Source organism: Bradyrhizobium mercantei (assembly GCF_001982635.1).
Classification (GTDB): domain Bacteria; phylum Pseudomonadota; class Alphaproteobacteria; order Rhizobiales; family Xanthobacteraceae; genus Bradyrhizobium; species Bradyrhizobium mercantei.
On the sequence record NZ_MKFI01000012.1, the window covers coordinates 127,527 to 152,909 of the forward strand.

Here is a 25,383-nt window from a genome sequence, read left to right on the forward strand (position 1 = left end):
ATCCGGATTATTGATGCCAGAATGGAATGAATGATGCGCGAGCGACGTCCACGCGGGTTCGAGGTCAGCCTCAAACATCTTCGCGCCGCCAACTCGGTCGCGGTGTATGGCAGCTTCACCGCGGCCGCCGCCGACCTCGGCATGACGCAATCGGCGGTGAGCCGTCTCGTGCTTCAGCTCGAACGGCAGCTCGGCGTCTCGCTGTTCCTGCGATCGACGCGCAACGTCATCCTGACCGCGCCGGGCCGCGAGTTCACGGCGTCGATCCAGCGCCTGCTCGCCGATCTCGGCGCCCAGGTCGACAACGCCCGCGCGCTGGGCGAGCAGATCAAGGGACGCCTGATCGTCTCCTGCCTGTTGTCGCTCACCCACCACGTGGTGCCGGAGGCCGTGCTGAAATACAGGAAGGCGCATCCGGGCGTCGAAATCCATTTGCGCGAGGGCCTCGGCAGCCAGGTCTATGAGGACGTGCGCAGCGGCTTTGCCGACTTCGGCGTCGGCAACGTCACTGCGCTCGGCCATGAGGTCGTCAGCGACGACGTGGTGCAGGAGTCCTGCTTCGCGATCCTGCCGTCGCGCCATCCCTTGCGGGACAAGAGCACGCTGAGCCTGCGCGAATTGCGCAACGAAGCGTTCGTCTCGCTTCCGACCGGCTCGGGCCTGCGGCAGCAAATCGACAGCGTCGCGACCGCGAACGGCATCGTGCTCAAGCACAGCACCATCGTCGAGCAGTTCGGCACGCTGTACGATTTCGTCGGCGCCAATGTCGGCATCTCGATCGTCCCGGCCTCGGCGTTGCCGCCGCGCGCCCCGCGCGGCGTGGTCGTCAAGCGGCTGGTCTCGCCGCCGCTGGTCCGCAAGATCGGGATCCTGCGGCTGAAGAACCGCCCGCTGACCCCGGCCGCGACCGGCTTTCTGGATATCTTCCGGCCGCTGTTCCTGAGCGCCTCACGGCGATAGCAGGCGGCGCACCGCGCCCGACATCCAAGAATCATTTGAGATTCGCGGCCGAGCCTGATTAGGTTCGGCAACACCAGATGCGACGGGACCCGACCACGAATGGCAAAGGCGCGACGGACACGACCGACGATTCGTGACGTCGCGGCCGAGGCCGGCGTGTCCGTCTCAAGCGTCAGCCGCACGCTCAATGGCGGCATCTATACCAGTGCGGAGCTGCATGCCCGCATCATGCGCGCGGTGAAGCGGCTGGGCTTCGAGCCCGACCAGGCGGCGCAGGCGCTGCGCTCGCGCGCCTCCAACACGATCGGCTGCATGGTCGCCGATTTCTCCAATCCGCACTACACCGGCATGGTGAGCGCGGCGGAGGAGGAATTCCAGCGCGCCGGCTTCCTGTTGATGCTGGCGGCCACCAAGCATGAGGAGGCGCGCGAGGCGGCGTTCCTGTCGGCGGTGCGGCGGCGCCAGATGGATGGGCTGCTGCTGTTCGCGGGCGACAATTCGCACAAGGATTTCATGAAGGGCCTGGCGACGCTCGAGCTGCCCTGCGTCACCGTCGATCGCGACGTGCCGGATAGCATCCCGGTTCGGGTCGATCACCGTGGCGGCGCGCTGGAGGCGACGCGCTATCTGATCGGCCTCGGCCACCGCCGGATCGCGCTCCTCACCGGCAGCGCCGCGGTGCTGCCGAGCTCGGAGCGGCTCGCCGGCTACCGACAGGCGCATCAGGAGGCGAAGATCGAGGTCGACGCAGGCCTGATCCGCCCGCACATGCAGGGCGCCAACACCGCCTTCAGCTCGGTGTGTCAGCTCTTGCAGTCGGCGAAGCCGCCGACCGCAATCATCTCGCTCGGCACCAGCATGCTGGCCGAGGTGCTGGACGCGATCACCAGCAACGGCCTGCGCTATCCGCAGGACGTGTCGATCGTGTGCAGCGGCGACACCGACCTCGCGCGCCATGCGACGCCCGCGATCTCGGCCCTGAGCTGGGACATGAACGAGGTCGGCCGCACCGCCGCGCGGCTGTTGCTGGAGCGGATCCGCGACAGCGAGAAGCCTGCCGGCACGGCCGAGCCGATCTATCTGCCGACGCGCCTCATCCTGCGCCATTCCTGCGCCGCACCGGCGGCGCCCGCGCGGGGACGAAAGTAGCGTCGCGCGCCGGTCAATCCGCCTGCGGCGCCGCCGCGTATTGCGCATCGGAGACGTGCTCCATCCAGGTCGCGTAATCGCTGTCGAGCGCTTCGTGGATCGCGATGTGGCTCATGCCCGTGGTCGGCGCCGCGCCGTGCCAGTGCTTTTCGCCCGGCGGAATCCACACCACATCGCCCGGGCGGATCACGCGGATCGGACCGTCCCAGCTCTGCACATATCCGGCGCCGGCGGTGACGTAGAGCATCTGGCCGAGCGGGTGGGTGTGCCACGCCGTGCGTGCCCCCGGCTCGAACGTGACGCGCGCACCTTGCAGGCGCGCCGGCGCGGCCGCATTGACGATCGCGTCGGCCCATACGGTGCCGCTGAACCATTCCGCATTGCCGCGGCGGCTCGGGACCGTTCCTGCGCGCTTGATCTCCATGTTCTGTCCTCCAACCTTTCTCAAATCTGGAAACGGTTCCAACCCTATCGTCATTGCGAGCCAACGCGTCGCGCGAACGCGCGCCCGATGGCTCGCAATGACGGAGAGAGACAGCCGCCCGCGAGACCCCGCCTCAGCGCAGCACAAATCCTTCGTAACCGCGCTGCGCGATCTGCGCGATGCGGTGGCGGTAGCCCTGGCCGACATAGGGCATGAACACGCGTGGCTTGCCCGCGATGTTGGCGCCCTGGTACCAGGAATTGGCCTTCGGATAGAGCGTGCGGCTGGCCGCATCCGCGACATGCGCCATCCAGGCACGCTCGGCATCGCGCTCCGGCTCGATCCGCGTCTGTCCCTTGTCGCGCATGCTGCCGACGCAGGCCGTGATCCACTCGACATGGTTCTCGCAGGCATGGATCACATTGCCGATCACTGATGGACTGCCCGGCCCGGTCACGACGAACAGGTTCGGGAAGCCCGACACCATCAGGCCGAGATAGGCGCTGGGTCCGTCGGCCCAGGCCTCCTGCAACGTGGCGCCGTCGCGTCCCCGGATCTGCATCGCGGCGAGTGCGCCGGTCATCGCGTCATACCCCGTCGCGAGCACCAGCGCGTCGAGCGCGAACGACCGAGTCGCAGTCTCGACACCGGTCTCGGTGACCGTCGTCAGCGGCTCCGCACGCAGATCAACCAGTTCGACATGCGGCAGATTGTAGGTCGTGAAATAGCCGGTATCGATGCAGATGCGCTTGACGCCGAGCGGATAATCCTTCGGTGACAGCACGTCCGCCGTGGTCGCGTCGTCGACCATGCCGCGGATCTTGTCGCGCACGAAATCGCAGGCGACGTCGTTGACGGCCTCATCGGTCAGGATGTTCGGGAATGCGGTCAGGATGCCGCCGCCGCCCTGCTCCCACAGCTGTTGATAACGCGCCCATTGCACGTCGCGGTCGGGCACCGCAGCATCGAAGGCGTTGGCGGGCACCCGTCCGAATTCCGGCGTCTCGAGGCTTTCGCGATATTTCGCGATCACGGGCTCGGCCGCCGCGATGTCGTCGTCCGACAGCGGCGCATTGCGCGCGGGCACCGAGTAGTTCGGCGTGCGCTGGAAGACGGTCAGGCGGCTCGCCGCCTTTGCGACCATCGGGATGGTCTGCACGCCCGACGAGCCGGTGCCGATCACCGCGACGCGCAGGCCGGAAAAGTCGACCTCCCGATGCGGCCATTGCCCGGTGTGATAGACCGGCCCGCGAAACCGCTCGAGACCCGCGAGCTTCGGCTTGTTGGGGACGGAGAGGTTGCCGGTCGCCATCACGCAGATCGATGCGACGATGCAATCGCCGCGATCGGTGCGCACGGTCCAGCTCTCGCCAGCCTCGTCCCAATCGGCGCTGGTCACCCGCGTCTCGAAACGGATCAGGGAGCGCAGCTCGAACCGATCGGCGACGTGCTGCGCATAACGCAGGATCTCCGGCTGGGCGGCGTATTTCTCGCTCCAGCGCCATTCCTGCCGCAGCTCCTCCGACCAGGTGTAGGAATAGAACAGGCTCGGTATGTCGCAGCGCGCGCCGGGATAGCGATTCCAGTACCAGGTGCCGCCGACATCGGACGCCGCCTCGATGCCGATCACCTTCAGCCCGAGCTGGCGCAACCGGTAGATCGCATACAGCCCGCCGAAGCCGGCACCGACCACGACGGCATCGCATTCGGCGACCAGCGGCGGCCTCGCGCCGTGCTCCAGGCTCGCCTGTTCCAGTCTGCTCATTTGTCACACCTCTCCGGCCGCAGGAATATTGCCATCGCTGGGAACACGCGCTAGTCTGGAAACGTTTCCAGACGGAAGCGCATACGATAATTGTCGCCGGGCGTCAACGCACGGGCCGCTCGAGAAGCAGGCCCGCGCATACGTCACAAGGCAACAAATGGATCATCAGGGAGTGACCGAGGGATGTTGGACGGTTTTTGTCTTCGCGCGTGCGCAATGGTCGCGGCAACGATCGGCGCGCTGTCGCCGGCGCTCGCGCAGAAGAATTACGGCCCGGGGGTCTCGGATACCGAGATCAAGATCGGCAACATCATGCCCTATAGCGGCCCCGCGTCCGCCTATGGCGCGATCGGCCGCACCGAGGCGGCCTATTTCAAGATGATCAACGACCAGGGCGGCATCAACGGACGCAAGATCAACTTCATCAGCTATGACGACGGCTTCTCGCCGCCGAAATCGGTCGAGCAGGCGCGCAAGCTGGTCGAAGGCGACGAGGTGTTGCTGGTGTTCCAGCCGCTCGGCACCGCGCCCAATGTCGCGATCCAGAAATATCTCAACGGCAAGAAGGTCCCTCACCTCTTCATCGCGTCGGGCGCGACGCGCTTCGGCGATCCGAAGGACTTCCCCTGGACCATGGGCTGGCAGCCGAACTACCAGAGCGAGGGGCGGATCTACGCCAAATACATCCTGGACAAATTCCCTAACGGCAAGATCGCGGTGCTCTGGCAGAACGACGATGCCGGCAAGGACGCGCTCAAGGGGCTGCGCGACGGCCTCGGCGACAAGGCCGGCAGCATGATCGTCGCCGACAAATCCTACGAGCTGACCGATCCGACGCTGGACTCGCAGATCGTGGCGCTGCGCGCCTCGGGCGCCGACATCCTGTTCACCTGGGCGGCGCCGAAGGGCGCGGCGCAGACCATCAAGAAGGTCGCCGAACTCGGCTGGAAGCCGACCTTCTTCCTGACCTCGACCGCAACCTCGGTCGCTTCGGTGATGCGCGCCGCCGGCATCGAGCATTCGCAAGGCATCATCTCGGTCGCCTACCTCAAGGATCCGACCGACACGATCTGGAACGATGACGCCGAGACGAAGGAGTGGCGCGCCTTCATGGACAAGTACATGCCCGACGGCGACAAGACCAACGGCAATCACGTCTATGGCTACGCCGCCGCGCAGACGCTGGCGCAGGTGCTCAAGCAGTGCGGCGACGATCTCACCCGCGAGAACGTGATGAAACAGGCCGCCAGCCTGAAGGATTTTGCACCGAAGATGATCCTGCCCGGAATCAGGATCAACACCAGCGCGTCCGACTTCCGCCCGATCGAGCAGTCGCAGCTGATGCGGTTCGAAGGCGAGAGCTGGAAGCTGTTCGGCAACATCATCACCGGCGAAGTGGGCAGCGAATAACGCCTCCCGGCGTCATCCGGTCAGCCAGGCGAACGCGCGGCGCAGGAATGCCCGCGCATCCTGCTCCACGGGCGTGCCATGGGCCATCAGCACCTTTTCGGCAGGCCACGCCAGAATGCGTTGCATCGCCTCGCGCGCCGCGCGGCGGCCGGTGAAGGCAACGCGGAACTTGCGCGGCACCGACGGCTCAGGCCCGACCATCAGGTCGAGTTTCGCGATCATCGCCCGCCAGCCCGCGACCAGTTCGGCCGGAATCTGCTGCAGCAGGTCGGTGAACAGCACCGTCCTGCTCTCGACATGGAAGAACACCACCTCCGACGTAATCAGATTGCCGCGCATCACCACCTGGTCGATCTGCCCCGCCCAATCAAGGCTTGCTCCATCGGCGAGATCGGCATCGAAGGCGAGATCACGGCGCCGCTTGCGCAGGCCCGGCGGAGCGTGGAGCACGGCGGCCGGATAGGCCCGCTTCCACTCGGCGAGGAACAGATGATGCAGTGAGTTGGGCGCCACGATGTGCCTGACCTGGCCGAGCGCGTCCACGGCGGCGCGCAGTTCCTCCGTCAAGTGGACCGGCGACCAGATGAAAAGACCCCCATCCGAGAGCCTGATGACGGCCATCCGGGTCGGATAGTGAAACCCGGCGACCGCGACGTTCGGTCCTCCGGCAATCCAGATGTCGTCGCCGAAGTCCTGCAATACCGTCATGTCCGATCAACCACCGTCGCGCCGCACACCGCCGGCGTGGCCGGTTCATCTACCATGCTGGCACGACGGGCCGCGGACAAGAGGCAATGTCGGTGTCGTCCCTGCGAAAGCAGGGACCCATAACCACCGATGCAGATTGTTGCACGACGCCGGAACGACGAGTCCCGTTGACAATCTCTGCCGCGGAGTATGGGTCCCTGCTTTCGCAGGGACGACGCGTGGAGGGAATCCTGTCCCACTCACACCTGTCATCTTGAATCGAGAACCATCCGCACTGTCGTCCTGGCGGAAGCCAGGACCCATTACCCCCGTTGCCAATTGTTGCACGACGCTGGGGCGACGATCCCTCTCACAACATGCACCGGTGGTTATGGGTCCCTGCTTTCGCCAGGACGACGCCTGGAAAGCGTCGTAGCGCGGATGATGACACCGAACAGGCTGTTTGAACCAGAACTACTCGGTCCGCGTCAGGATCGCCTGCTGTGCCGCATGCCAGCTCGCCTCGTCGGGCGCGCAGAGCAGGCCGCCGGTCAGGTTGACCGGCTTGTAGGGTGATCCGTCGAAATGCGCGCTGTAGCCGCCGGCCTCGCGATGCAGCAGCCAGCCCGCGGCATGATCCCACGGCATCAGCTTGTTGTAGAACAGGAGATGGCAATGGCCGGACGCCGCCATGCGGTACTCATGCGCGGCGCATCGGAGCCAGGCGCTGGCACCGAGCTTGGACAGATTCCCGGCGACAATTGCGCGCAGCGGCTCGGGCAGGAAGTTGACACCGACCACCGCGTCCATCTGCTCGACCGGCACGGCCGCGGCCACCTTCAGGTCATGCCGCCGGCCGTCCGGCATTTCGAGCCAGGCGCCCTCGCCGCGCAGCGCGAATGCGGTGTCGCCACAGTCGGGATCATGGATCGCGCCGAACACGATCTCGCCGCGCATGGTGGCGGCCACCATGCTGCCGAACAGCGGCAGGCTGGAGGTGAAGTTCCGGGTGCCGTCGATCGGATCGATGATGAAGGCGAGCTCCGCGGTACCGACCTGATCAAGCGCGGCCGGATCACGCGCCGTGCCCTCCTCGCCGATCACGGCGGCATTCGGGAATGCCCGCAGCAGCGCCGCCGAGATCGCCTGCTCAGCGAGCTCGTCGGCTTCAGTGACGACGTCGAACGCCGACGTCTTGGTGCGGACCTCGATCTCGCGGACGCGGCGGAACCGCGGCATGATCTCGGTACGGCCGACTTCAGCGAGGATGTTTCCGATGGTCAGCGCATCGGCATGCGACAGTTTCACGCGGCGTTCTCCTGGATTGCGCAGGCATCCTACCGCAGAAATGTGACCAGGTCGCCGTCAGCGGCGCTGGTTGTAGACATCGATGCAGACGGCGCCGAGCAGCACGAGACCCTTGATCACCTGCTGGTAGTCGATGCCGATACCGAGGATCGACATCCCGTTGTTCATCACACCCATGATCATGGCACCGACCACCGCGCCGCCGACCCGGCCGACGCCGCCATAGGCCGAGGCGCCGCCGATGAAACAGGCGGCGATCACGTCGAGCTCGAAGCCGAGGCCGGCCTTCGGCGTCGCGGTGTTGAGCCGCGCGGCGAACACCAGGCCGGCAAGCGCGGCGAGCACGCCCATATTGACGAAGGTGAGAAAGGTCAGCCGCTCGGTCTTGACGCCCGAGAGCTTCGCCGCCTTGGCGTTGCCGCCGACGGCATAGATCTGCCGGCCGACCACCGTTCGCCGCGTGACAAATCCATAAAGCGCGATCAGGGCCGTCATGATCACGAGCACGTTCGGCAGGCCGCGATGCGAGGCGATCAGGTAGGTGAAGTAGAGCACCGCACCTGCCAGCGCGATGCTCTTGGCCAGGAAGAACGCATAGGGCTCGACCTCGATGCCGTGCGACTGCTCGCGCGCCCGGCTCTTGGCGCTTGCGAGCACCAGCGCGAACGCCAGCACGACGCCGATCAGCAGCGACGTCGGATAGAGCGTACCGGCGCTCGGAAACAGCTCGGGAATGAAGCCCGACGACAGCTTCTGGAAGGTCGGCGGAAACGGCCCGACCGACCGGCCCTGCAGCACCGCGAGCGCAAGGCCCTTGAACACCAGCATGCCCGCCAGCGTCACGATGAAGGACGGAATCTTGAAATAGGCGACCCAGTAGCCCTGCGCTGCGCCGATCGCGGCACCGACCAAAAGACAGACGATGAAGGCGACGGGATAGTCGACGTGGTAGGTCACCATCAGCACCGCGGCGACCGCGCCCACGAACCCCGCGACCGAGCCGACCGACAGGTCGATATGCCCGGTGACGATCACCAGCAGCATGCCGAGCGCCATGATCACGATGTAGCTGTTCTGCAGCACGAGATTGGTGAGATTGACCGGCTGCAACAGCGTGCCGTCGGTCACGATCTCGAAGAACAGCATGATCGCCAGCAGCGACAGCAGCATGCCGTAGTTGCGCAGGTTGTTCTTGATGAAGCCGGAATGCTTGGGGGCCTCGGGAAGTGACACCGTCTTGTCGGTCATTGTGCTCCGCCTCCCGCCCGTGCCTCACTGGCAGGGGCGCCGTTTCCGGACATCCTGACATTGCGCATGATGGCGCGCATGATTTTCTCCTGCGTCGCGTCACCCTTGGCGAACTCGCCGACGAAGGCGCCGTCATTCATCACGCAGATCCGGTCGCAGATGCCGAGCAATTCCGGCATTTCCGACGAGATCACCACGACGCCCTTGCCGGCCTCCGCGAGCTCGTTGATGATACAATAAATCTCGTATTTCGCCCCGACATCGATGCCGCGGGTCGGCTCGTCCAGCAGCAACACCTGTGGATCGGTCATCAGCCATTTCGACAGCACCACCTTCTGCTGGTTGCCGCCCGAAAGCTGCCCGGTCTCCTGGTAGACGTCGGAACAGCGGATCCGCATCCGGTTGCGGTAATCGCTCGCCGCCTTCAGCTCGACGACATCGTCGATCACGCCACGATCCGACACTTGGCGAAGGCTCGCGAGCGTCACGTTCTTGCGAACGTCGTCGGCAAGCACGAGGCCAAGCTGTTTGCGGTCCTCGGTGACATAGGCAAGGCCGGCACCGATCGCCGCCGGCACGCTGGAGACGTCGGCCTGTCGGCCATCAAGGCTGATCCTGCCGGTGATATTGTAGCCCCAGGCGCGGCCGAACAGGCTCATGGCGAACTCGGTGCGGCCGGCGCCCATCAGGCCGGCAATGCCGACCACCTCGCCGCGGCGCACCCTGAAATCGACGTTCTTGATCACCTGCCGGGCGGTATGCAGCGGGTGATACACCGACCAGTTCTCCACATTCATCACGGGATCGCCGATCGCAACGCTCCGCTCGGGGAAGCGATGCGCGAGGTCGCGGTTGACCATGCTGCGGATGATCCGGTCCTCGTCGACCTCTTCGGTCCGGCAATCGATACTGTCCACCGTGCGGCCGTCACGCAGCACTGTGATCCGGTCGGCGACGCGCGCGACCTCATTGAGCTTGTGCGAGATCAGGATCGAGGCGATGCCTTGCTCGCGGAACGACAGCAACCGGTCCAGCAGCGCGGCGCTGTCGGCCTCGTTGAGGCTCGCGGTCGGCTCGTCCAGGATCAGGAGACGCACCTTCTTCGACAGCGCCTTGGCGATCTCGACCAGCTGCTGCTTGCCGACGCCGAGATCGGTGACCAGGGTATCCGGCGATTCCCGCAGGCCGACCTGCGCCAGCAGCTCCGCGGTCCGCCGGTACGCCGCGTTGCGGTCGACCACCCCGAACCGCGACGGGGCGCGAGAGAGAAATATATTCTCGGCGATCGACATCAGCGGGATCAGCGCCAGCTCCTGGTGGATGATGATGATCCCCAGCGCCTCGCTGTCATTGATGTCGCGGAACCGGCGCTCCTCGCCGTCGAACAGGATCGACCCCTCATAACTGCCGGCGGGATAGACCCCGCTCAGCACCTTCATCAGGGTCGACTTGCCGGCCCCGTTCTCGCCGACCAGCGCATGGATCTGGCCGGCTTCCACGGTGAAGCTGACGTCGCGCAAGGCCTGCACGCCGGCAAAGCTCTTGCTGACGTTACGCATCTCAAGCATTGCCGTCATCGGATCATATCCCGCAGCATCGATCGGCTTCGGCGTGGTGCGCCCCGCTCACCTGCCTTAGTCGAATTGCGAGCGCTTGTAGTAGCCGCTGTCAATCAAGACTTTCTCCCAATTGGTCTTGTCCACCACGACCGGCTTGAGCAGATAGGACGGAACCACCTTGACTCCGTTGTTGTAGGTCTTGGTGTCGTTGACGCTGACTTCTTTCTTGCTCAGCACGGCATCGACCATGTCGGCGGTGACCTTGGCGAGATCGCGGGTGTCCTTGAAGATGGTCGAATATTGCTCGCCACGCAGCATCGCCTTGATCGAGGGCACCTCGGCATCCTGGCCGCTGATGTACGGCATCGGCTGGTCCTTGCTGCCGTAGCCGACACCCTTCAGGGAGGAGATGATGCCGATCGACAGGCCGTCATAGGGCGACAGCACGGCATCGACCCGCTTCTTGCCGTAGAAGGCGCTGAGCAGATTGTCCATGCGGGCCTGCGCGGTCGCGCCGTCCCAGCGTAGGGTCGCGACCTTGTCCATCCCCATCTGGCCGCTGCCGACCACGAGCTTGCCGCTGTCGATGTAGGGCTTCAGCACCGACATCGCGCCGTCGTAGAAGAAATAGGCGTTGTTGTCGTCGGGCGAGCCGCCGAACAGCTCGATGTTGAAGGGGCCCTTGCCGTCCTTGAGCCCGAGCGCGTTCACGAGCGAGCTCGCCTGCAGCACGCCGACCTGGAAATTGTCGAAGGTCGCGTAATAGTCGACATTCGGCGTGTCGCGGATCAGCCGGTCATAGGCGATCACCGTGATGCCCTGGGCCTTGGCCTGCTTCAGCGCGTCGGACAGCGTGGTGCCGTCGATTGCGGCGATGACCAGCACCTTGGAGCCCTTGGTCACCATGTTCTCGACCTGGGAGAGCTGGTTCGGGATGTCGTCATCGGCATATTGCAAGTCGGTGCCGTAGCCGCGCTCCTTCAGCACCTTGACCATGTTGTTGCCGTCGTCGATCCAGCGTGCCGAGGATTTTGTCGGCATGGCGATGCCGATGGTCGGCTTGCTCTGCGCGAACGCATCCGAGGCGGCCACGGATAGACCCGCCAACGCCAGCGCGAACAACGAAACCTTCAATTTGAACATGCGTCACTCCCTTGGCTTTTTTGAATTTGGGTACCGTTGCCCTGGACGGCGTCAACCGACGGCCATCATGCGTTGGCTGATTGCAGATCTACGGCGACGCCGGATCGGCGCCGCAGCCGTCACGAACCGAAATCGTGGATTGTCGATTGAACCCGTCAACAGCGCCATGCTCACTCCGCACGATCAGCCATATCGATCCTACAATGCCGGGGTCACCCGCGAGCCATCCCGTGGGACGAACGAGCCGTCGGAATGACGTGAAGGATCATGAGGCGCTGTCTCGAGCAACTATTGCCAACCTCTGGTGGTCCATCGTTGATTCTAGCAACCCTTGGTAGATGGTGCCCCTGCCCAGTCATGGATGCAAGCACCATTTATTCAATCGCCAGAATAAATTGATCGGAGGCAAGGAGGATCACGAGGCGCCATCTCCCGAAACTGTTGGCAGCCGTCACCACCTGCCAGAATTTCTGGCGGTCCGGCGCTGCTTTCGGCGAAGATGCCCCTACTGTGCTACGGAAGCAAGCGCGATTTATTTAACACGCCGAATAAATTGATCGGAACGGCCGGCCGCAGCCGGCGGCGTCTAGTCGTCCACCTCGGAGAGGTCATCGACGACCAGAAGCGCCTCGGCGAAGTCATCATCGCCGAAATACACGCTGCGGGTGATGACCACGGGGATGCCGGCCCGCGCCGCGGCGGCGAGGCCGTTGCCGGAATCCTCGATGGCAATGCAGTCCACCGGTGCGAGTCCAAGCCGCGCCAGCACCTCGACGTAAACATCGGGCGCCGGTTTCTTGCGCGGCACGTCGTCACCGGCAACGATCGTCTCGAACAGGTCGCCCCAGTCCGGTCCCAGCGCGACCGACAGCAACGCCTCGATATTGCCGTGCGAGGTCGTCGTGGCGATCGCCAGGCGCTGGCCGCGACGGCGCGCACCGGCGAGCCAGGCCGTGACACCCGGCCGCAACGGGCAGCCACCCGCCGCGATCAGCGCGGCATAGCGCACGGTCTTGATCCGGTGCAGATCGGCGATCTCGGCGAATGTCAGCATAGGCACCGCGTTGCGCTCATCGAAGGCGCGGATGCGCTCCTTGCCTCCGGTCACCCGAAGCAATCGTCCATAGGTGACCTGATCCCAGAACCAGTCGAGCCCGGCTTCGGCAAACGCCTCGTTGAAGGCGCGACGATGCACCTCCTCGGTCTCGGCGAGCGTGCCGTCGACGTCGAAGATCAAGGCGCGGGCGCCCGCAATGATGTCGCGCATCCCGGCGGTCCGGATCGCCGCGAGCGCCTCACTCATCGCGCCTCGCCTGCCGTGCCGGCACCCTTGGCGAACACGCGGCTCGCCAGCACGTCGCCGGCCTCGATCGACATCACGTCGTCGGCCGTGAGCGTGCGGTCGAGCTTGGCCACGATCCGGTTGGCCTGGCGCAGCCGGATGCGGTCGAGCGCGTTGCGGATCGAGCGCGCATTGGAGAACAGCGGTTGCTCCTTGCGGATGCCAATGTATCTGGTGAAAGCCTCGCGCGCTTCCGGGGAGAAACGATAATTCTGCTGCTGCAACATCAGCTCGGCGATCCAGAGCAGCTCCGGATCTGAATAATCCGGGAAGTCGATGTGATGCGCGATGCGGGAGCGGAAGCCCGGATTGCTCTGGAAGAATTTCTCCATCCGGTCGCCATAGCCGGCCAGGATCACCACCAGATCCTCGCGCTGCGCTTCCATGATCTGCAGCAGGATCTCGATCGCCTCCTGGCCGTAGTCGCGCTCGTTCTCGGGGCGATAGAGGTAATAGGCCTCGTCGATGAACAGCACGCCGCCCATCGCCTTCTTCAATATCTCCTTCGTTTTCGGCGCGGTGTGGCCGATATATTGCCCGACGAGGTCATCGCGCGTGACACTGATGACGTGACCGCGGCGGACGAAGCCGAGCTTGTGCAGGATGCCGGCCATCCGGAGCGCGACCGTGGTCTTGCCGGTGCCGGGATTGCCGGTGAACGACATGTGCAGGGTCGGAAACGTCGTCGCCAGCGCCATCTTCTGCCTGATGCGTTCGACCAGCAGCAGCGATGCGATCTCCCGGATGCGGGTCTTCACGGGCTTCAGGCCGATCAATTCGGAATCGAGCTGGTCGAGCACGTCGCCGATGCCGAGGTCGGCGAATTCATGCCGGAGGTCGATGGTCTCGAGCGGCGTCTCGGGGATCTGCTCGCTGATTTTTTCTTGTGCTTGGGTCATTGTCCTCTCACTTGGAAAAAAGCTCCGTCGCCGCGGCGGGCGACGACGGAGAAGTGCATCCGGACCAGGCGGTCGAGGGAGCAACCCGCCTGGTTTACAAGCCGGACGCGGTCACTGATCGGCGTAGCGCTCGCCCTCGGGGCGATCCAGCGCGTAAGCCCTGGTCGTATAGCTAACGCTCCGGCCGCCGACCTCTTGCCGCTCGAGCCGGAAGCCAGGCTCGTTCTTTGGCCGGTTGACGATGAAAGAGATGCGCACGGACTCCCAGCCATGGGAAGAATCGAAGCCGCTCATGCGGATGTAGCGGTCTCCATAGACACGGCGGCAATCGGCGAGCTCCTTCATGATGCCGGCGGCATCGCGCAGGTCGAACATCGGCAGGCCCCACATGTCCCAATAGGTGTTGCGGGGATGTGGGTCGTCGGTGAACTCGATGTTCACCGCCCAGCCCTTTTCGAGGCAGTATTGCACCTGCGCTGCGATCTGCTCATCGGTGAGATCGGGCAGGAAAGAAAAGCAGCCTTGGGTCACTCTCATGTCGGTTCTCCTTTCGCCGCGTCACGTTGCCGGGGTCGCGGTCGGGGCAAAGTCCGGCGAGTCAGTCGACTCGTAGTTGAAGCTCACGTCCTTCCAAACCTCGAGCGCGTCGCGCAGCGGCGTGCAGGTCTGGGCCGCCTTGGCGAGGATCTCCGGACCTTCGTGGACGTAGTCGCGACCCTCGTTGCGGGCGAGAATCATGGCTTCGAGCGCGACGCGGTTGGCGGTGGCGCCGGCCTGGATACCCTTCGGATGACCGATGGTCCCGCCGCCGAACTGCAGCACGACGTCCTCGCCGAGATGATCGAGCAATTGGTGCATCTGGCCGGCGTGGATGCCGCCCGAGGCGACCGGCATCATCTTGTTGAGGCTTGCCCAAGGCTGATCGAAGAACACGCCATGCTCGAGCGTCATCGGGTTGAAGTCCTCGCGGCAGATGTCGTAGTAGCCGCGCGTCGTCGCCGGGTCTCCTTCAAGCTTGCCGACGACGGTGCCGGCATGGATGTGATCGACACCGGCGAGCCGCATCCATTTGGCGATAACGCGAAACGAGACGCCGTGCAAACGCTGGCGCGTGTAGGTCGAGTGGCCGGCGCGATGCAGATGCAGGATCATGTCGTTGCGGCGCGCCCATTTCGCCATCGACTGGATCGCCGTGTAGCCGATCACGAGGTCGATCATGATGATGACGGAGCCGAGCTGCTTGGCGAAATCGGCGCGCTCGTACATGTCTTCCATGGTGGCCGCGGTCACGTTGAGGTAGGTGCCCTTGACCTCGCCGGTAGCCGCCTGTGCGCGATTGACGCCTTCCATGCAATACAGGAAGCGGTCGCGCCAATGCATGAAAGGCTGCGAGTTAATATTCTCGTCGTCCTTGCAGAAGTCGAGCCCGCCTTTCAGCGCCTCGTAGACGACGCGGCCGTAGTTGCGGCCGGACAGGCCGAGCTTCGGCTTCACGGTGGCGCCGAGCAAGGGGCGACCGAACTTGTCGAGCCGCTCGCGTTCCACCACGATGCCGGTCGCCGGGCCCTGGAACGTCTTCACATAGGCGGTCGGCAGCCGCATGTCCTCGAGGCGCAACGCCTTCAGCGGCTTGAAGCCGAACACGTTGCCGATGATCGAGGCGGTCAGGTTCGAGATCGAGCCCGGCTCGAACAAATCGAGATCGTAGGCGATATAGGCGAAATAGCTGCCCGGCGAGTTCGGCACCGGATCGACGCGGTAGCACTTGGCGCGGTATTTCTCCGCGGCGGTCAGCCGGTCGGTCCACACCACGGTCCAGGTCGCGGTCGAGGATTCACCCGCCACCGCAGCGCAAGCCTCGGTCGGATCGACGCCGTCCTGCGGCGTGACACGAAACAGCGCGATGACGTCGGTGTCCTTGGGCTCGTAGTTCGGCTCCCAATAGCCCATCCGCTTGTATTCCATCACGCCGGACTTGTAGCGATCCTTGCCGCGCACCGTGATCGACTGCTGCATATTCATCATAATCTCCTGTCTTTCGCCGCCCTTTGCTCAGGCGGCCTGGGTCATCTTTCCAATCTGCGGATCGAGCGCGCCGGCGCGATAGCGTCGGGCCATCTCCGGCAGGGCAACCACCTTGATCCGGGCGGCATTGCCGGCCGTGCCGAACTGCTCGAAGCGGTCACGGCAGAGTTCGCGCAGCGCATCCATCGCCGGCTTGAGGAATTTGCGCGGATCGAACTCGCTCTTCGACTGCACCGCGACCTTGCGGAAGGCCGCGGCCATCGCCAGCCGGCAATCGGTGTCGATATTGACCTTGCGCACGCCGTGCTTGATGCCGCGGACGATCTCCTCGACCGGCACGCCCCAGGTCTGCGGCATCTCGCCGCCGAACTGGTTGAACATGTCCTGCAGCGGCTGCGGCACCGAGGACGAGCCGTGCATCACCAGATGCGTGTTCGGCAGCCGGGTGTGGATCTCCTCGACCACCCGCATCGCCAGGATCTCACCGTCGGGCTTGCGCGTGAACTTGTAGGCGCCGTGCGAGGTGCCCATCGCGATCGCGAGCGCATCGACCTTGGTGGCGCGGACGAAATCGACCGCCTGGTCCGGATCGGTGAGCAGCTGATCGTGGCTGATCTGGCCTTCAACCCCGTGACCGTCCTCCTGCTCGCCGCCGCCATGCTCGAGCGAGCCGAGCACGCCGAGCTCGCCTTCGACCGACGCGCCGACCCAGTGCGCCATGTCGACGACCCGGCGGGTGATATCGACATTGTAGTCATAGTCGGCGGCGGTCTTGGCGTCGGCCTTGAGCGAGCCGTCCATCATGACCGAGGTGAAGCCGTAGCGGATCGCGGTGGCGCAGGTCGCCTCCTCGTTGCCGTGATCGAGATGCAGGCAGAGTGGAATCTGCGGATACATCTCCTCCAGCGCGTCGATCATCTTGGCCAGCATGATGTCGTTGGCGTAGGACCGCGCACCGCGCGAGGCCTGGATGATCACAGGCGCATCGCAGGCCGCCGCCGCCTCCATGATGGCGAGGCCCTGCTCCATGTTGTTGATGTTGAAGGCCGGCACGCCGTAGCCGCGTTCGGCGGCGTGGTCCAGCAATTGCCTCAGTGTGATCCGCGCCATCGTGGCGTCCTCCTTTCAGTTCGCTCGTTGAATGAGCTGTTTTGCTGCGGCAGCGACCGCCGCAGGCGTGATGCCGAATTCGCGGTACAGCACGTCGGCCGGCGCGGAGGCGCCAAAGCCGGTCATGCCCACGAAGGTTCCGTTGTCACCGAGCCAGCGCGCCCAGTCGCCCTCGACGGCGGCTTCGACGCCGACGCGCGGCGCGCTGCCCAGCACCTTGGCGCGATAGTCGCTCGGCTGCTGGCGGAACAGGTCGAAGCACGGGGCCGAGACGACCGCGGCCTGTACCCCTTCTTCCGCCAGCAGCCTTGCGGCTTCGAGCGCGATCGCCACCTCCGAACCCGTTGCAATCAGGGTGACGTCACGCGCGAAGGCCGGCTCGACCAGAACGTAGGCGCCGAGCGTGACCTGGTTGTCCTTGCTGCCGTCGCGAACCGTCGGCAGCGCCTGCCGCGACAGGCAGAGGATCGACGGCGAACTCTCCGCCTTGAGCGCGCAGTCCCAGGCTTCAGCGGTCTCGACCGCATCGGCCGGGCGGAACACCAGCACATTGGGAATCGCGCGCAGCGCTGCCAGATGCTCGACCGGCTGATGCGTCGGGCCGTCCTCGCCGAGCCCGATCGAGTCATGGGTCATCACATGGATGACGCGGATGCCCATCAGGGCCGCAAGACGGATCGCAGGCCGGCTGTAATCGGCGAAGCTGAGGAAGGTGCCGCCATAGGGAATGAACCCACCATGCAGCGCGATGCCGTTCATCGCAGCCGCCATGCCGTGCTCGCGGATGCCATAGTGGATATAGCTGCCGTCGAGCGTCTCCGGCCGCACCGAAACCTGCGACTTGGCCAGCGTGAGATTGGAGTGCGTGAGGTCGGCCGAGCCCCCCAAGAGGTTAGGCAACGCTTCCGCGATCACGTCGATGACCTGCTGCGAGGCCTGCCGCGTGGCGAGTTTCGGCCGCTCGGTCGCAAACCGCTGTATGAGCTTCGTCATCGCCTCGGCATAGGTGCAGGGCAATTTCCGGTTCAACGCGTCGTGGAACGGCGACCGCCCGTCCTTGTCGCCCTTGCAGGCGCTGCGCGAACGTTCGATCCAGGCGCGCCGCGCGTCGCGGCCGCGGCCGCCGAGCTCGCGCCACTCGGCCAGCACCGCATCGGGGATTTCGAACGCCGGATACGGCCAGCGCAGCGCGCTGCGGGTCTTCGCCACCTCATCGGCGCCGAGCGGCGCACCATGCACCTTCTCGCTGCCCTGCCGGTTCGGCGCACCGAACCCGATCACCGTGCGGCAGGCGATCAGCGACGGACGATCGCTCGATCGCGCCTGCCGGATCGCCGCCGTGATTGCATCCGGATCGTGGCCGTCGATGCGGCACACGTCCCATCCGCTGGCCCTGAACCGTGCCGCCTGATCGTCCGAGCAGGACAACGAAGTGGCGCCGTCGATCGAGATGTGGTTGTCGTCGAACAGCACGATCAGCCGGTTGAGCCGCAAATGGCCGGCGAGCGAGATCGCCTCATGGCTGAGGCCTTCCATCAGGCAGCCATCGCCGGCGATCACATAGGTGTAGTGATCGACGAGATCGTCGCCGAAGCGCGCGTTCATCAGCCGCTCGGCAAGCGCCATGCCGACCGCGGTCGCAATCCCCTGCCCGAGCGGCCCGGTCGTGGTCTCGACTCCAGGCGTATGGCCATACTCGGGATGGCCCGGGGTCTTCGATCCCCATTGCCGGAACGCCTTGAGCTGATCGAGCGTCATGCTCTCGTAGCCGGTCAGATAGAGCAGCGCGTAGAGCAGCATCGAGCCGTGCCCGGCCGACAGCACGAAGCGGTCGCGGTCGGGCCAGGCCGGATCGGCCGGATCGAATTTCAGATAGTCCGTGAACAGCACGGTCGCGACATCGGCCATGCCCATCGGCATGCCGGGATGGCCGGACTTCGCCTGCTCGACCGCGTCGACGGCGAGGAAGCGGATGGCGTTGGCCATCTCGTCGTGGCTGATTTCGGGGCGGCTGGCAACGGACGCAAGTGCGGTCATATCGTTCGCCTCTTTCGTTCGATCAATTGCAGGATCAGCGGGGTCAGGATGAGCTGCATCGCGAGGTCGAGCTTGGCGCCGTGCACTACGATCGAATTGGCGCGCGACATGAAGCTGTTCGGGATCATCGAGAGCAGATAGGGGAAATCGATGCCGCGCGGGTTCTTCAGCCGGATCACGACCATCGATTCATCGGGCGTCGGGATCCAGCGAGCGATGAACGGGTTCGACGTATCGACCGTCGGCACGCGCTGGAAGTTGATGTCGGTCTCGGTGAATTGCGGGCAGATGTAATTCACATAGTCCGGCATGCGGCGCAGGATGGTGTCGGTCACCGCCTCGGTGGAGTAGCCGCGATGGCTGCGATCGCGATGCAGCTTCTGGATCCATTCGAGGTTGATGACCGGCACGACGCCGATCTTGAGGTCGGCGTGCTGGGCGACGTTCACCTTGTCGGTGACCACGGCGCCATGCAGGCCCTCGTAGAACAGGAGGTCGGAATTCTCCGGCAGCGCCTCCCAGGCGGTGAAGGTGCCGGGCTTGGCGCCGTACAGCCGTGCCTCCTCCTCGTCGTGGACATAGTGCCGCGTCGTCCCGGTGCCGGTCTCGGCATAGTCGCGGAACAGCTTCTCCAGCTCCTCGAACAGATTGGTCTCGGGGCTGAAATGGCTGAAGTGCTTGTTGCCGCGCTCGGCCCGCTCCGCCATCATGCTGCGCATCTCGGCGCGGTCGTAGCGGTGGAAGGCGTCGCCCTCGATATAGGCCGCGACCACGTTCTCGCGGCGGAAGATGTTCTCGAACGTCTTCTTCACCGAGGTGGTGCCGGCGCCGGACGAACCGGTGATCGAGATGATGGGATGTCTGCGAGACATGCGCTCCCCCTCAGCGGAACAGGCCGCGCCGCGCGAACAGCGGGGCATCGCTGCTCTCGAACAACGGCTCGACGGTCAGGTGGATCGCATCGACGTCGCGCACGGCGCGCGCCGATCCCATGATCAGGGGCACGCGCTGATGCGGCGTCCGTGCCGATAGTTCGAGGATGCGCGACCGGCCGCTCGACGCGGCGCCGCCCGCCCATTCCATGATCAATGCAATCGGATGCGCCTCATACAGCAGGCGCAAGCGGCCCTCGCGGTAGCCCTGGCGCGCATCCGCCGGATACAGGAACACGCCGCCGCGCATCAGGATGCGGTAGGCCTCTGCGACCAGCGATCCGATCCAGCGCATGTTGAAGTCCTGCCCGCGCTCGCCGTTCACCCCGGCGAGGCAGTCGTCGATGTAGTTGCGCACCGGGCCGCTCCAGTGCCGCCGGTTCGAGGCATTGATCGCGAATTCGGAAGCATCCAGCGGCACCCGCAGGTCGCGCGCGGTCAGGACGAACTCGCCGCTTCGCGGATCCAGCGTGAAGCAGTCGACGCACTGGTCGAGTGCCAGCACCAGCACGGTCTGCGGACCGTAGATGAAGCAGCCGGCGGCACATTGCGCCGTGCCGGGCTCGAAGAAGGTCGAGATGATGTCGTTTCCCTTCGGCCGGATCGAGAAGATCGTGCCGATCGAGATGTTGTTTTCGAGATTGGCCGATCCATCGAGCGGATCGATCGCGACGCAGAGCGGCGCATAGGGATCGAGCGTCTCGGGCAGTTCGACCTCCTCCGACAAGACCGCGGCGACCGGCGCGGTGCGCAGCGCGTCGCGCATCAGGCCGTCGGCGACGATGTCGATGGTCTTCTGGCGATCGCCGTCGGGATTGACGCCGCCGCTCTCGCCGCCGATGCCGGCGAGCGGCCCGGCGGCAATGGTGCGCGAGAGCTCGATCGCGGCCCCGGCCAGCGCTTCGATCACCGCAACGGTTGCGGCCCGCAACGGGTTGTGCTGCGCCGGCCACTCCAGATGGGCATGCAATGCAGGACGAATCTCCACCGGCCTTCTCCCATTGATCGCGTCCTCTGTTCCGAGGCGTCGAGCGGCGACCTCAGGGAGTCGCCTTGGCACTATCAACGCGCGAATTGCCGAATTAGGGAAATTTCATTATCTTAGGTGCGGGCAAAGTTTTTCTTATGGAGCGTGTCATATGGCTGGCAACTTCTCGCGGGACCTCACCATCCGCCAGCTGCGCGCACTATCCACCCTGCACGAGGCCGGCTCGATCACCTCGGCCGCCAACCGGTTGAACCTGACGCAGCCGGCGGTGACGCTGCAGCTCCGCAACCTGCAGGCGCTCGCGGGACTGCCGCTGATCCAGCGCACCGGCGACGGCATGGCGCTGACGGATGCCGGCGCACATGTGCTGACGCTGGTCGAGCGGATCGAGGCGGCGCTGAAGGATTGCGAGCAGTCGCTCGACATGATCGCGGGCCGCAGCGGCGGCCGCGTCGCGATGGGAGCGGTCTCGACCGCGAAATACTTCGTGCCGTTCGCGATCGCGGCGTTCTCGCGCCGCTTTCCCAAGATCGAGGTGACGCTGCGGATCGGCAACCGCGAGGAGATCCGCGACGCGCTGCGCGGTTACGATCTCGACATCGCGGTGATGGGCCGTCCGCCGGCCGATGTCGAGGTCGAGATGAAGCCGCTTGGCCGCCATCCGCACTTCATCATCGCCGCCCCCGATCATCGGCTGGCGCGGCGGCGGCACGTCTCCCCGCCGGAGCTCGCCAATGAAACCTTCATCACCCGCGAGCAAGGATCCGGCACGCGGATGCTGATGCAGCAATATTTCGAGCGGGTCGGGCTGGAGCCGAAGCTCGGCATGGCCATGGACAGCAACGAGACCATCAAGCAGGCGGTCATGGCCGGGCTCGGCATCGCCTTCATCTCCCAGCACACGGTGTTTCATGAGCTGGAGGACGGCCGGCTGGTGGTGCTCAAGGTGAAGGGCCTGCCGATCGTCCGGCAGTGGCATGCGATCAGGCGCACCGACAAGATCCTGCTGCCGCCCGCGCAGGCGATGCTGGACTTCCTGGGCAAGGAGGGCTGGCGCTACCTGCCGAATTCGCACTAGCAACGGCGTGCGCGACCGAAAAATCGAGCCGGTACCGTATGTTAACCATTGAAGTTCCGGCAACCGCGTGTCACATCTTGAGTACGGTCAGTGGCGGACCGTATCCCTGCGAGGGAGGATGAACTGCAAAACCAGTCCCCGCCGATGCCTGACTTCAAGGCATTATTCGAGGCGGCGCCCGGCCTCTATCTGGTCCTGACGCAGCCCGACTTCCGCATCGTGGCAGTGAGCGACGCCTATCTGCGCGCCACCAAGACCGAGCGCGCCGCAATTCTTGGCCGCGGGCTGTTCGATGTGTTTCCCGACAATCCCGACGATCCGGCCGCCGACGGCGTGCGGAACCTGCGCGCCTCGCTCGAGCGCGTGGTCCAGTTCCGCCGCCCCGACACCATGTCGGTGCAGAAATACGATATCCGCAAGCCCGAGTCGGAGGGCGGCGGATTCGAGGAAAAGTACTGGAGCCCGCGCAATACGCCGGTGTTCGGGCCGAGTGGTCAATTCATCTACATCATCCATCGGGTCGAAGACGTCACCGGCTTCATTCAGCTGAAGCAGCGCGGCGCCGAGCAGGACAAGCTGACCGACCGGCTGCGCGAGCGCACCGAGCAGATGGAAGCCGAAATCTTCATGCGCGCCCGCGAGGTCGAGGCCGCCCGCGAGCAGCTCGAAGCCGAGCAGAAGCTGCGCCAGGTGCAGAAGATGGAGGCCGTCGGACACCTCACCGGCGGCATCGCCCACGACTTCAACAACATCCTGACCGTCATCACCGGCCTGATCGACATCCTCGCCGAGGCCGTCGAGCACGATGCCGCGCTATCGTCCGTCACCAAGATGATCTCTGATGCCGCGTTTCGCGGTGCCGAGGTGACCAAGCATCTGCTGGCCTTCTCGCGGCAGCAGCCGCTGCAACCGCGCGAAGCCGACCTCAACACGCTGGTGCAGGACACCGCGCGGCTGCTGCGCCCCTCGCTCGGCGAGCAGATCGAGATCGACACCGCGCTCGAGCCCGACGCCTGGCCGGCCTTCATCGATCCGAACCACATGGCGACCGCGCTGCTCAATCTCGCCGTCAATGCCCGCGATGCGATGCCCGACGGCGGCAAGCTGATGCTGGAGACCAGCAACGTCATCCTCGACGAGGTCTATGCCGCCGCCAACCCGGATGTGCGGGCGGGGGAATATGTGATGGTCGCGGTCAGCGATACCGGCGGCGGAATCCCGGCGGCGATCCGCGACAAGGTGTTCGAGCCGTTCTTCACCACCAAGGACACCGGCAAGGGCACAGGCCTCGGGCTGAGCATGGTCTACGGCTTCATCAAGCAGTCCGACGGGCATCTCAAGATCTATTCCGAAGAAGGCCACGGCACCTCGATCAAGCTCTATCTGCCGCGCAGCATGGGCGACATGGTCGACGTCGAGCCGCCGGCTCCGGTCGACGCGCGCGGTGGCCACGAATCCATCCTGGTCGTCGAGGACGATCCGCTGGTCCGCAATTACGTCAGCGCGCAGCTCGAGCAGCTCGGCTACCGCACCATGGTCACCGCCAACGGCCCGGAAGCATTGGCCGCGGTCGACAACGGGTTCGTCTGCGACGTGCTGTTCACCGACGTCATCATGTCCGGCGGCATGAACGGCCGGCAGGTGGCCGATGCCGTGATCGCCAGGCTCCCCTCGGTGCGCGTGCTGTTCACGTCGGGCTATACCGAGGACGCGATCATCCATCACGGCCGTCTCGACCCCGATGTGACGCTGCTGCCGAAGCCCTACCGCAAGGCCGATCTCGCCCGGATGATCCGCCAGGTGCTGACCCAGCCTCCCGCGTCAGCCGTGGCTGCGAAGTAGCGCCTAAAGCACGATGGGTTGAATCGTCATCGCGCGGTCTCGCTTCACCTCTGCCCGTTGGGGAGAGGTCGGATTGCGAAGCAATCCGGGTGAGGGCTCTTGCTCTCCCGATAGACCGTGACCCCTCACCCGATTTGCTGCGCAAATCGACCTCTCCCCCAAGGGAGAGGTGAACTATCGACGCCGTTCCAGCTCAGCGTAATCTCGTCAGTTCAGGGACCGAAGCTCGAGCGGCTCTGGATTTTCCAGGCACCGTCGAGCAGGCTCAGCACGTAGAGCGAATCGTAGACCCCGATCACCGAGCCGTCCTCGCGGTAGCGCGTATAGCGGACGGCGTAGTGCGCCTTCGCCGGCGACGACTGCACGAGCTTCGTCTCATTCCATGCGCTGTGATGCCAGCCGTCCTGCTTGCGCAGCCGCTCGAACAGGTCCATCGGGTTGTTGCCGCTCTGCTGATAGACGGTGACTGCGCCGCCGGCGATCCGCAGATGCGGAAAGTGCATCAGCGCGTCCATGGCGGAGGCGTCATAGCGGTTGAGCGCCGCCATCCAGCGCGTCAGCACATCCTCGCACTTTGCCTGGTCGGCGCGCGAGATCTGCGCCTCGACCGAATAGGTCGCACCGGCTCCAGGCATCACGCGTCTCCCCTCTGCTTGCCGGCCGGCTCGGGGCGCACGGCGCAGCCGGACAGGAAGAGCGCCGCGCACGCCCTGGCGCGCGCTTCCATCTCCCTGTGCAGCGGCGCGGGCTTGTGCCCGTACATGACGTCGCGCTGCGGCTTGAAGACGAGCATACCAAGCAGCATGCCCGCAGCGGCCTCGGTATCATCGAGCACGATCCGCCCGCGCCGCTGCTGCACGTTCAGCCAGCTCGCGAGCGCGGCAATGGTCCGCTGCATCGCCTTCTCGTAGAACGTCTCGGAAATGTCGGGAAACTTGTCGCTGTCGGCCAGGATGATGCGTTGCAGGGCAATGACCTCGGCATCGAGCACGAGTTCGGCGCAGGTCAGCAGCACGCCCTCCAGGGCCGCCGCGACGTCGCGGCCGTCGCAGGCGCCGAAATTCACGATGGACACGAACCGGTCCATCCGGTCCGTCACCGTTTCCTCGAACAGCGCGAGCTTGGTCGGGACCAGCCGGTACAGCGTCTTGGTGGAGACGCCGGCGCGGCAGGCCACGTCGGCGATATTGGCCGCGGCAAACCCGCGCTCCGAGAATTCGCGCCGCGCGGCGTCATAGATCAGCGCGCGCGTCTCGTCGTCGGAGCGCAGCTGCGGCCGGCCGCGGCCGCGCCGCTCCGGCGCCGCCAGGCCTTGCTCAGTCTGATCTCTGTCATTCCGGTTCATCGGCGAGCCATGCTTTTAGATGATGACTGTCATTCTATTGACAGTCCCAATATGGGCTCTATTTTGGAAAACATCAAGTTTCCTAATTAGTCCCGTGACCGGGCGCCGAGATTGGCAAGGTTTTCCAACGGG

General features: G+C 65.1%; 22 protein-coding genes. 5 read left to right on the top strand and 17 right to left on the bottom strand.

Features of this window, described 5'->3' with window-relative positions:
• Positions 1–30 precede the first annotated feature (30 nt).
• Positions 31–960 carry a LysR family transcriptional regulator gene (locus BI327_RS38710; protein ID WP_076866887.1) on the top strand — a complete coding sequence of 310 codons (930 nt, stop codon included), beginning with the start codon at positions 31–33 and terminating at the stop codon, positions 958–960.
• Positions 961–1,059: 99 nt separating this feature from the next.
• Positions 1,060–2,109, top strand: a complete 1,050-nt coding sequence (locus BI327_RS38715) for a LacI family DNA-binding transcriptional regulator (RefSeq protein WP_076866888.1) — start codon at positions 1,060–1,062, stop codon at positions 2,107–2,109.
• A gap of 13 nt (positions 2,110–2,122) precedes the next feature.
• On the opposite strand, the gene BI327_RS38720 is transcribed toward BI327_RS38715, so the two are convergent.
• Positions 2,123–2,533, bottom strand: a complete 411-nt coding sequence (locus BI327_RS38720; protein WP_076866889.1) for a (R)-mandelonitrile lyase — start codon at positions 2,531–2,533, stop codon at positions 2,123–2,125.
• A gap of 133 nt (positions 2,534–2,666) precedes the next feature.
• A complete protein-coding gene (locus BI327_RS38725; RefSeq protein WP_076866890.1) occupies positions 2,667–4,298 on the bottom strand; it encodes a flavin-containing monooxygenase in 1,632 nt (543 codons plus the stop codon).
• 216 nt (positions 4,299–4,514) lie between these two features.
• Here BI327_RS38725 and BI327_RS38730 point away from each other — a divergent pair, with 216 nt between their 5' ends.
• A complete protein-coding gene (locus tag BI327_RS38730; RefSeq protein WP_089025717.1) occupies positions 4,515–5,708 on the top strand; it encodes an ABC transporter substrate-binding protein in 1,194 nt (397 codons plus the stop codon).
• 12 nt (positions 5,709–5,720) lie between these two features.
• Here the strand turns inward: BI327_RS38730 and BI327_RS38735 are convergent, their stop codons facing one another.
• From BI327_RS38735 to BI327_RS38795, 13 genes are all read right to left on the bottom strand, one after another.
• A complete protein-coding gene (locus BI327_RS38735) occupies positions 5,721–6,416 on the bottom strand; it encodes a DUF4336 domain-containing protein (protein ID WP_076866892.1) in 696 nt (231 codons plus the stop codon).
• Positions 6,417–6,869: 453 nt separating this feature from the next.
• Complete coding sequence (locus tag BI327_RS38740) at positions 6,870–7,703, bottom strand: inositol monophosphatase family protein (protein WP_076866893.1); 834 nt, start codon at positions 7,701–7,703, stop codon at positions 6,870–6,872.
• Positions 7,704–7,760: 57 nt separating this feature from the next.
• A complete protein-coding gene (mmsB, locus tag BI327_RS38745; RefSeq protein ID WP_076866894.1) occupies positions 7,761–8,951 on the bottom strand; it encodes a multiple monosaccharide ABC transporter permease in 1,191 nt (396 codons plus the stop codon).
• Positions 8,948–10,528 (bottom strand): multiple monosaccharide ABC transporter ATP-binding protein, encoded by a 1,581-nt coding sequence (mmsA, locus tag BI327_RS38750; protein ID WP_076866895.1) that lies wholly within the window; start codon positions 10,526–10,528, stop codon positions 8,948–8,950. Before mmsA ends, mmsB begins: the two co-directional genes overlap by 4 nt.
• A gap of 57 nt (positions 10,529–10,585) precedes the next feature.
• Positions 10,586–11,653, bottom strand: a complete 1,068-nt coding sequence (chvE, locus tag BI327_RS38755) for a multiple monosaccharide ABC transporter substrate-binding protein (RefSeq protein WP_076866896.1) — start codon at positions 11,651–11,653, stop codon at positions 10,586–10,588.
• A 586-nt stretch (positions 11,654–12,239) separates the two neighbouring features.
• Positions 12,240–12,956 carry an HAD family hydrolase gene (locus tag BI327_RS38760; RefSeq protein WP_076866897.1) on the bottom strand — a complete coding sequence of 239 codons (717 nt, stop codon included), beginning with the start codon at positions 12,954–12,956 and terminating at the stop codon, positions 12,240–12,242.
• The gene (cbbX, locus tag BI327_RS38765; RefSeq protein WP_076866898.1) at positions 12,953–13,894 is read right to left on the bottom strand and encodes a CbbX protein; all 942 of its coding nucleotides are present in this window, start codon (positions 13,892–13,894) and stop codon (positions 12,953–12,955) included. Before cbbX ends, BI327_RS38760 begins: the two co-directional genes overlap by 4 nt.
• Positions 13,895–14,005: 111 nt before the next feature.
• Positions 14,006–14,431: a ribulose bisphosphate carboxylase small subunit gene (locus BI327_RS38770; RefSeq protein ID WP_076866899.1), complete on the bottom strand. Its 426-nt coding sequence runs from the start codon at positions 14,429–14,431 to the stop codon at positions 14,006–14,008.
• Between the two features lie 21 nt (positions 14,432–14,452).
• On the bottom strand, positions 14,453–15,910 hold the full coding sequence (locus tag BI327_RS38775) for a form I ribulose bisphosphate carboxylase large subunit (protein WP_076866936.1): 1,458 nt from the start codon (positions 15,908–15,910) through the stop codon (positions 14,453–14,455).
• Positions 15,911–15,946: 36 nt separating this feature from the next.
• Positions 15,947–17,029: a class II fructose-bisphosphate aldolase gene (fba, locus tag BI327_RS38780; RefSeq protein ID WP_076866900.1), complete on the bottom strand. Its 1,083-nt coding sequence runs from the start codon at positions 17,027–17,029 to the stop codon at positions 15,947–15,949.
• A gap of 15 nt (positions 17,030–17,044) precedes the next feature.
• Complete coding sequence (gene tkt, locus BI327_RS38785) at positions 17,045–19,066, bottom strand: transketolase (protein WP_076866901.1); 2,022 nt, start codon at positions 19,064–19,066, stop codon at positions 17,045–17,047.
• Positions 19,063–19,938, bottom strand: coding sequence for a phosphoribulokinase (locus BI327_RS38790; RefSeq protein WP_076866937.1), 876 nt, complete (start codon positions 19,936–19,938; stop codon positions 19,063–19,065). Before BI327_RS38790 ends, tkt begins: the two co-directional genes overlap by 4 nt.
• A gap of 10 nt (positions 19,939–19,948) precedes the next feature.
• Entirely contained in the window at positions 19,949–20,980 is a 1,032-nt protein-coding gene (locus BI327_RS38795; protein WP_394329914.1) for a class 1 fructose-bisphosphatase, read from the bottom strand.
• 157 nt (positions 20,981–21,137) lie between these two features.
• On the opposite strand from BI327_RS38795, the gene BI327_RS38800 reads away from it, so the two are divergent.
• Together BI327_RS38800 and BI327_RS38805 are read left to right on the top strand one after the other, a co-directional pair.
• Positions 21,138–22,064, top strand: coding sequence for a LysR family transcriptional regulator (locus BI327_RS38800; protein ID WP_076866903.1), 927 nt, complete (start codon positions 21,138–21,140; stop codon positions 22,062–22,064).
• Positions 22,065–22,208: 144 nt separating this feature from the next.
• Complete coding sequence (locus BI327_RS38805; RefSeq protein ID WP_076866904.1) at positions 22,209–23,906, top strand: ATP-binding protein; 1,698 nt, start codon at positions 22,209–22,211, stop codon at positions 23,904–23,906.
• 212 nt (positions 23,907–24,118) lie between these two features.
• On the opposite strand, the gene BI327_RS38810 is transcribed toward BI327_RS38805, so the two are convergent.
• A complete protein-coding gene (locus tag BI327_RS38810) occupies positions 24,119–24,541 on the bottom strand; it encodes a hypothetical protein (RefSeq protein ID WP_076866905.1) in 423 nt (140 codons plus the stop codon).
• On the bottom strand, positions 24,541–25,251 hold the full coding sequence (locus BI327_RS38815; RefSeq protein ID WP_076866906.1) for a TetR/AcrR family transcriptional regulator: 711 nt from the start codon (positions 25,249–25,251) through the stop codon (positions 24,541–24,543). The genes BI327_RS38810 and BI327_RS38815 overlap by 1 nt, the downstream gene beginning before the upstream one ends.
• Between the last annotated feature and the right edge of the window lie 132 nt (positions 25,252–25,383).

What these genes read in the sequence shown, in the direction of transcription:
- BI327_RS38775 (WP_076866936.1), bottom strand. Translation starts at nt 15,910, where the DNA reads ATGCAGCAGTCGATCACGGTGCGCGGCAAGGATCGCTACAAGTCCGGC.
- BI327_RS38735 (WP_076866892.1), bottom strand. Translation starts at nt 6,416, where the DNA reads ATGACGGTATTGCAGGACTTCGGCGACGACATCTGGATTGCCGGAGGA.
- chvE (WP_076866896.1), bottom strand. Translation starts at nt 11,653, where the DNA reads ATGTTCAAATTGAAGGTTTCGTTGTTCGCGCTGGCGTTGGCGGGTCTA.
- BI327_RS38760 (WP_076866897.1), bottom strand. Translation starts at nt 12,956, where the DNA reads ATGAGTGAGGCGCTCGCGGCGATCCGGACCGCCGGGATGCGCGACATC.
- BI327_RS38815 (WP_076866906.1), bottom strand. Translation starts at nt 25,251, where the DNA reads ATGAACCGGAATGACAGAGATCAGACTGAGCAAGGCCTGGCGGCGCCG.
- mmsA (WP_076866895.1), bottom strand. Translation starts at nt 10,528, where the DNA reads ATGACGGCAATGCTTGAGATGCGTAACGTCAGCAAGAGCTTTGCCGGC.
- BI327_RS38770 (WP_076866899.1), bottom strand. Translation starts at nt 14,431, where the DNA reads ATGAGAGTGACCCAAGGCTGCTTTTCTTTCCTGCCCGATCTCACCGAT.
- fba (WP_076866900.1), bottom strand. Translation starts at nt 17,029, where the DNA reads ATGGCGCGGATCACACTGAGGCAATTGCTGGACCACGCCGCCGAACGC.
- BI327_RS38810 (WP_076866905.1), bottom strand. Translation starts at nt 24,541, where the DNA reads ATGCCTGGAGCCGGTGCGACCTATTCGGTCGAGGCGCAGATCTCGCGC.
- BI327_RS38730 (WP_089025717.1), top strand. Translation starts at nt 4,515, where the DNA reads ATGGTCGCGGCAACGATCGGCGCGCTGTCGCCGGCGCTCGCGCAGAAG.
- BI327_RS38720 (WP_076866889.1), bottom strand. Translation starts at nt 2,533, where the DNA reads ATGGAGATCAAGCGCGCAGGAACGGTCCCGAGCCGCCGCGGCAATGCG.
- BI327_RS38710 (WP_076866887.1), top strand. Translation starts at nt 31, where the DNA reads ATGATGCGCGAGCGACGTCCACGCGGGTTCGAGGTCAGCCTCAAACAT.
- mmsB (WP_076866894.1), bottom strand. Translation starts at nt 8,951, where the DNA reads ATGACCGACAAGACGGTGTCACTTCCCGAGGCCCCCAAGCATTCCGGC.
- BI327_RS38805 (WP_076866904.1), top strand. Translation starts at nt 22,209, where the DNA reads ATGCCTGACTTCAAGGCATTATTCGAGGCGGCGCCCGGCCTCTATCTG.
- BI327_RS38725 (WP_076866890.1), bottom strand. Translation starts at nt 4,298, where the DNA reads ATGAGCAGACTGGAACAGGCGAGCCTGGAGCACGGCGCGAGGCCGCCG.
- cbbX (WP_076866898.1), bottom strand. Translation starts at nt 13,894, where the DNA reads ATGACCCAAGCACAAGAAAAAATCAGCGAGCAGATCCCCGAGACGCCG.
- BI327_RS38790 (WP_076866937.1), bottom strand. Translation starts at nt 19,938, where the DNA reads ATGTCTCGCAGACATCCCATCATCTCGATCACCGGTTCGTCCGGCGCC.
- BI327_RS38800 (WP_076866903.1), top strand. Translation starts at nt 21,138, where the DNA reads ATGGCTGGCAACTTCTCGCGGGACCTCACCATCCGCCAGCTGCGCGCA.
- BI327_RS38715 (WP_076866888.1), top strand. Translation starts at nt 1,060, where the DNA reads ATGGCAAAGGCGCGACGGACACGACCGACGATTCGTGACGTCGCGGCC.
- tkt (WP_076866901.1), bottom strand. Translation starts at nt 19,066, where the DNA reads ATGACCGCACTTGCGTCCGTTGCCAGCCGCCCCGAAATCAGCCACGAC.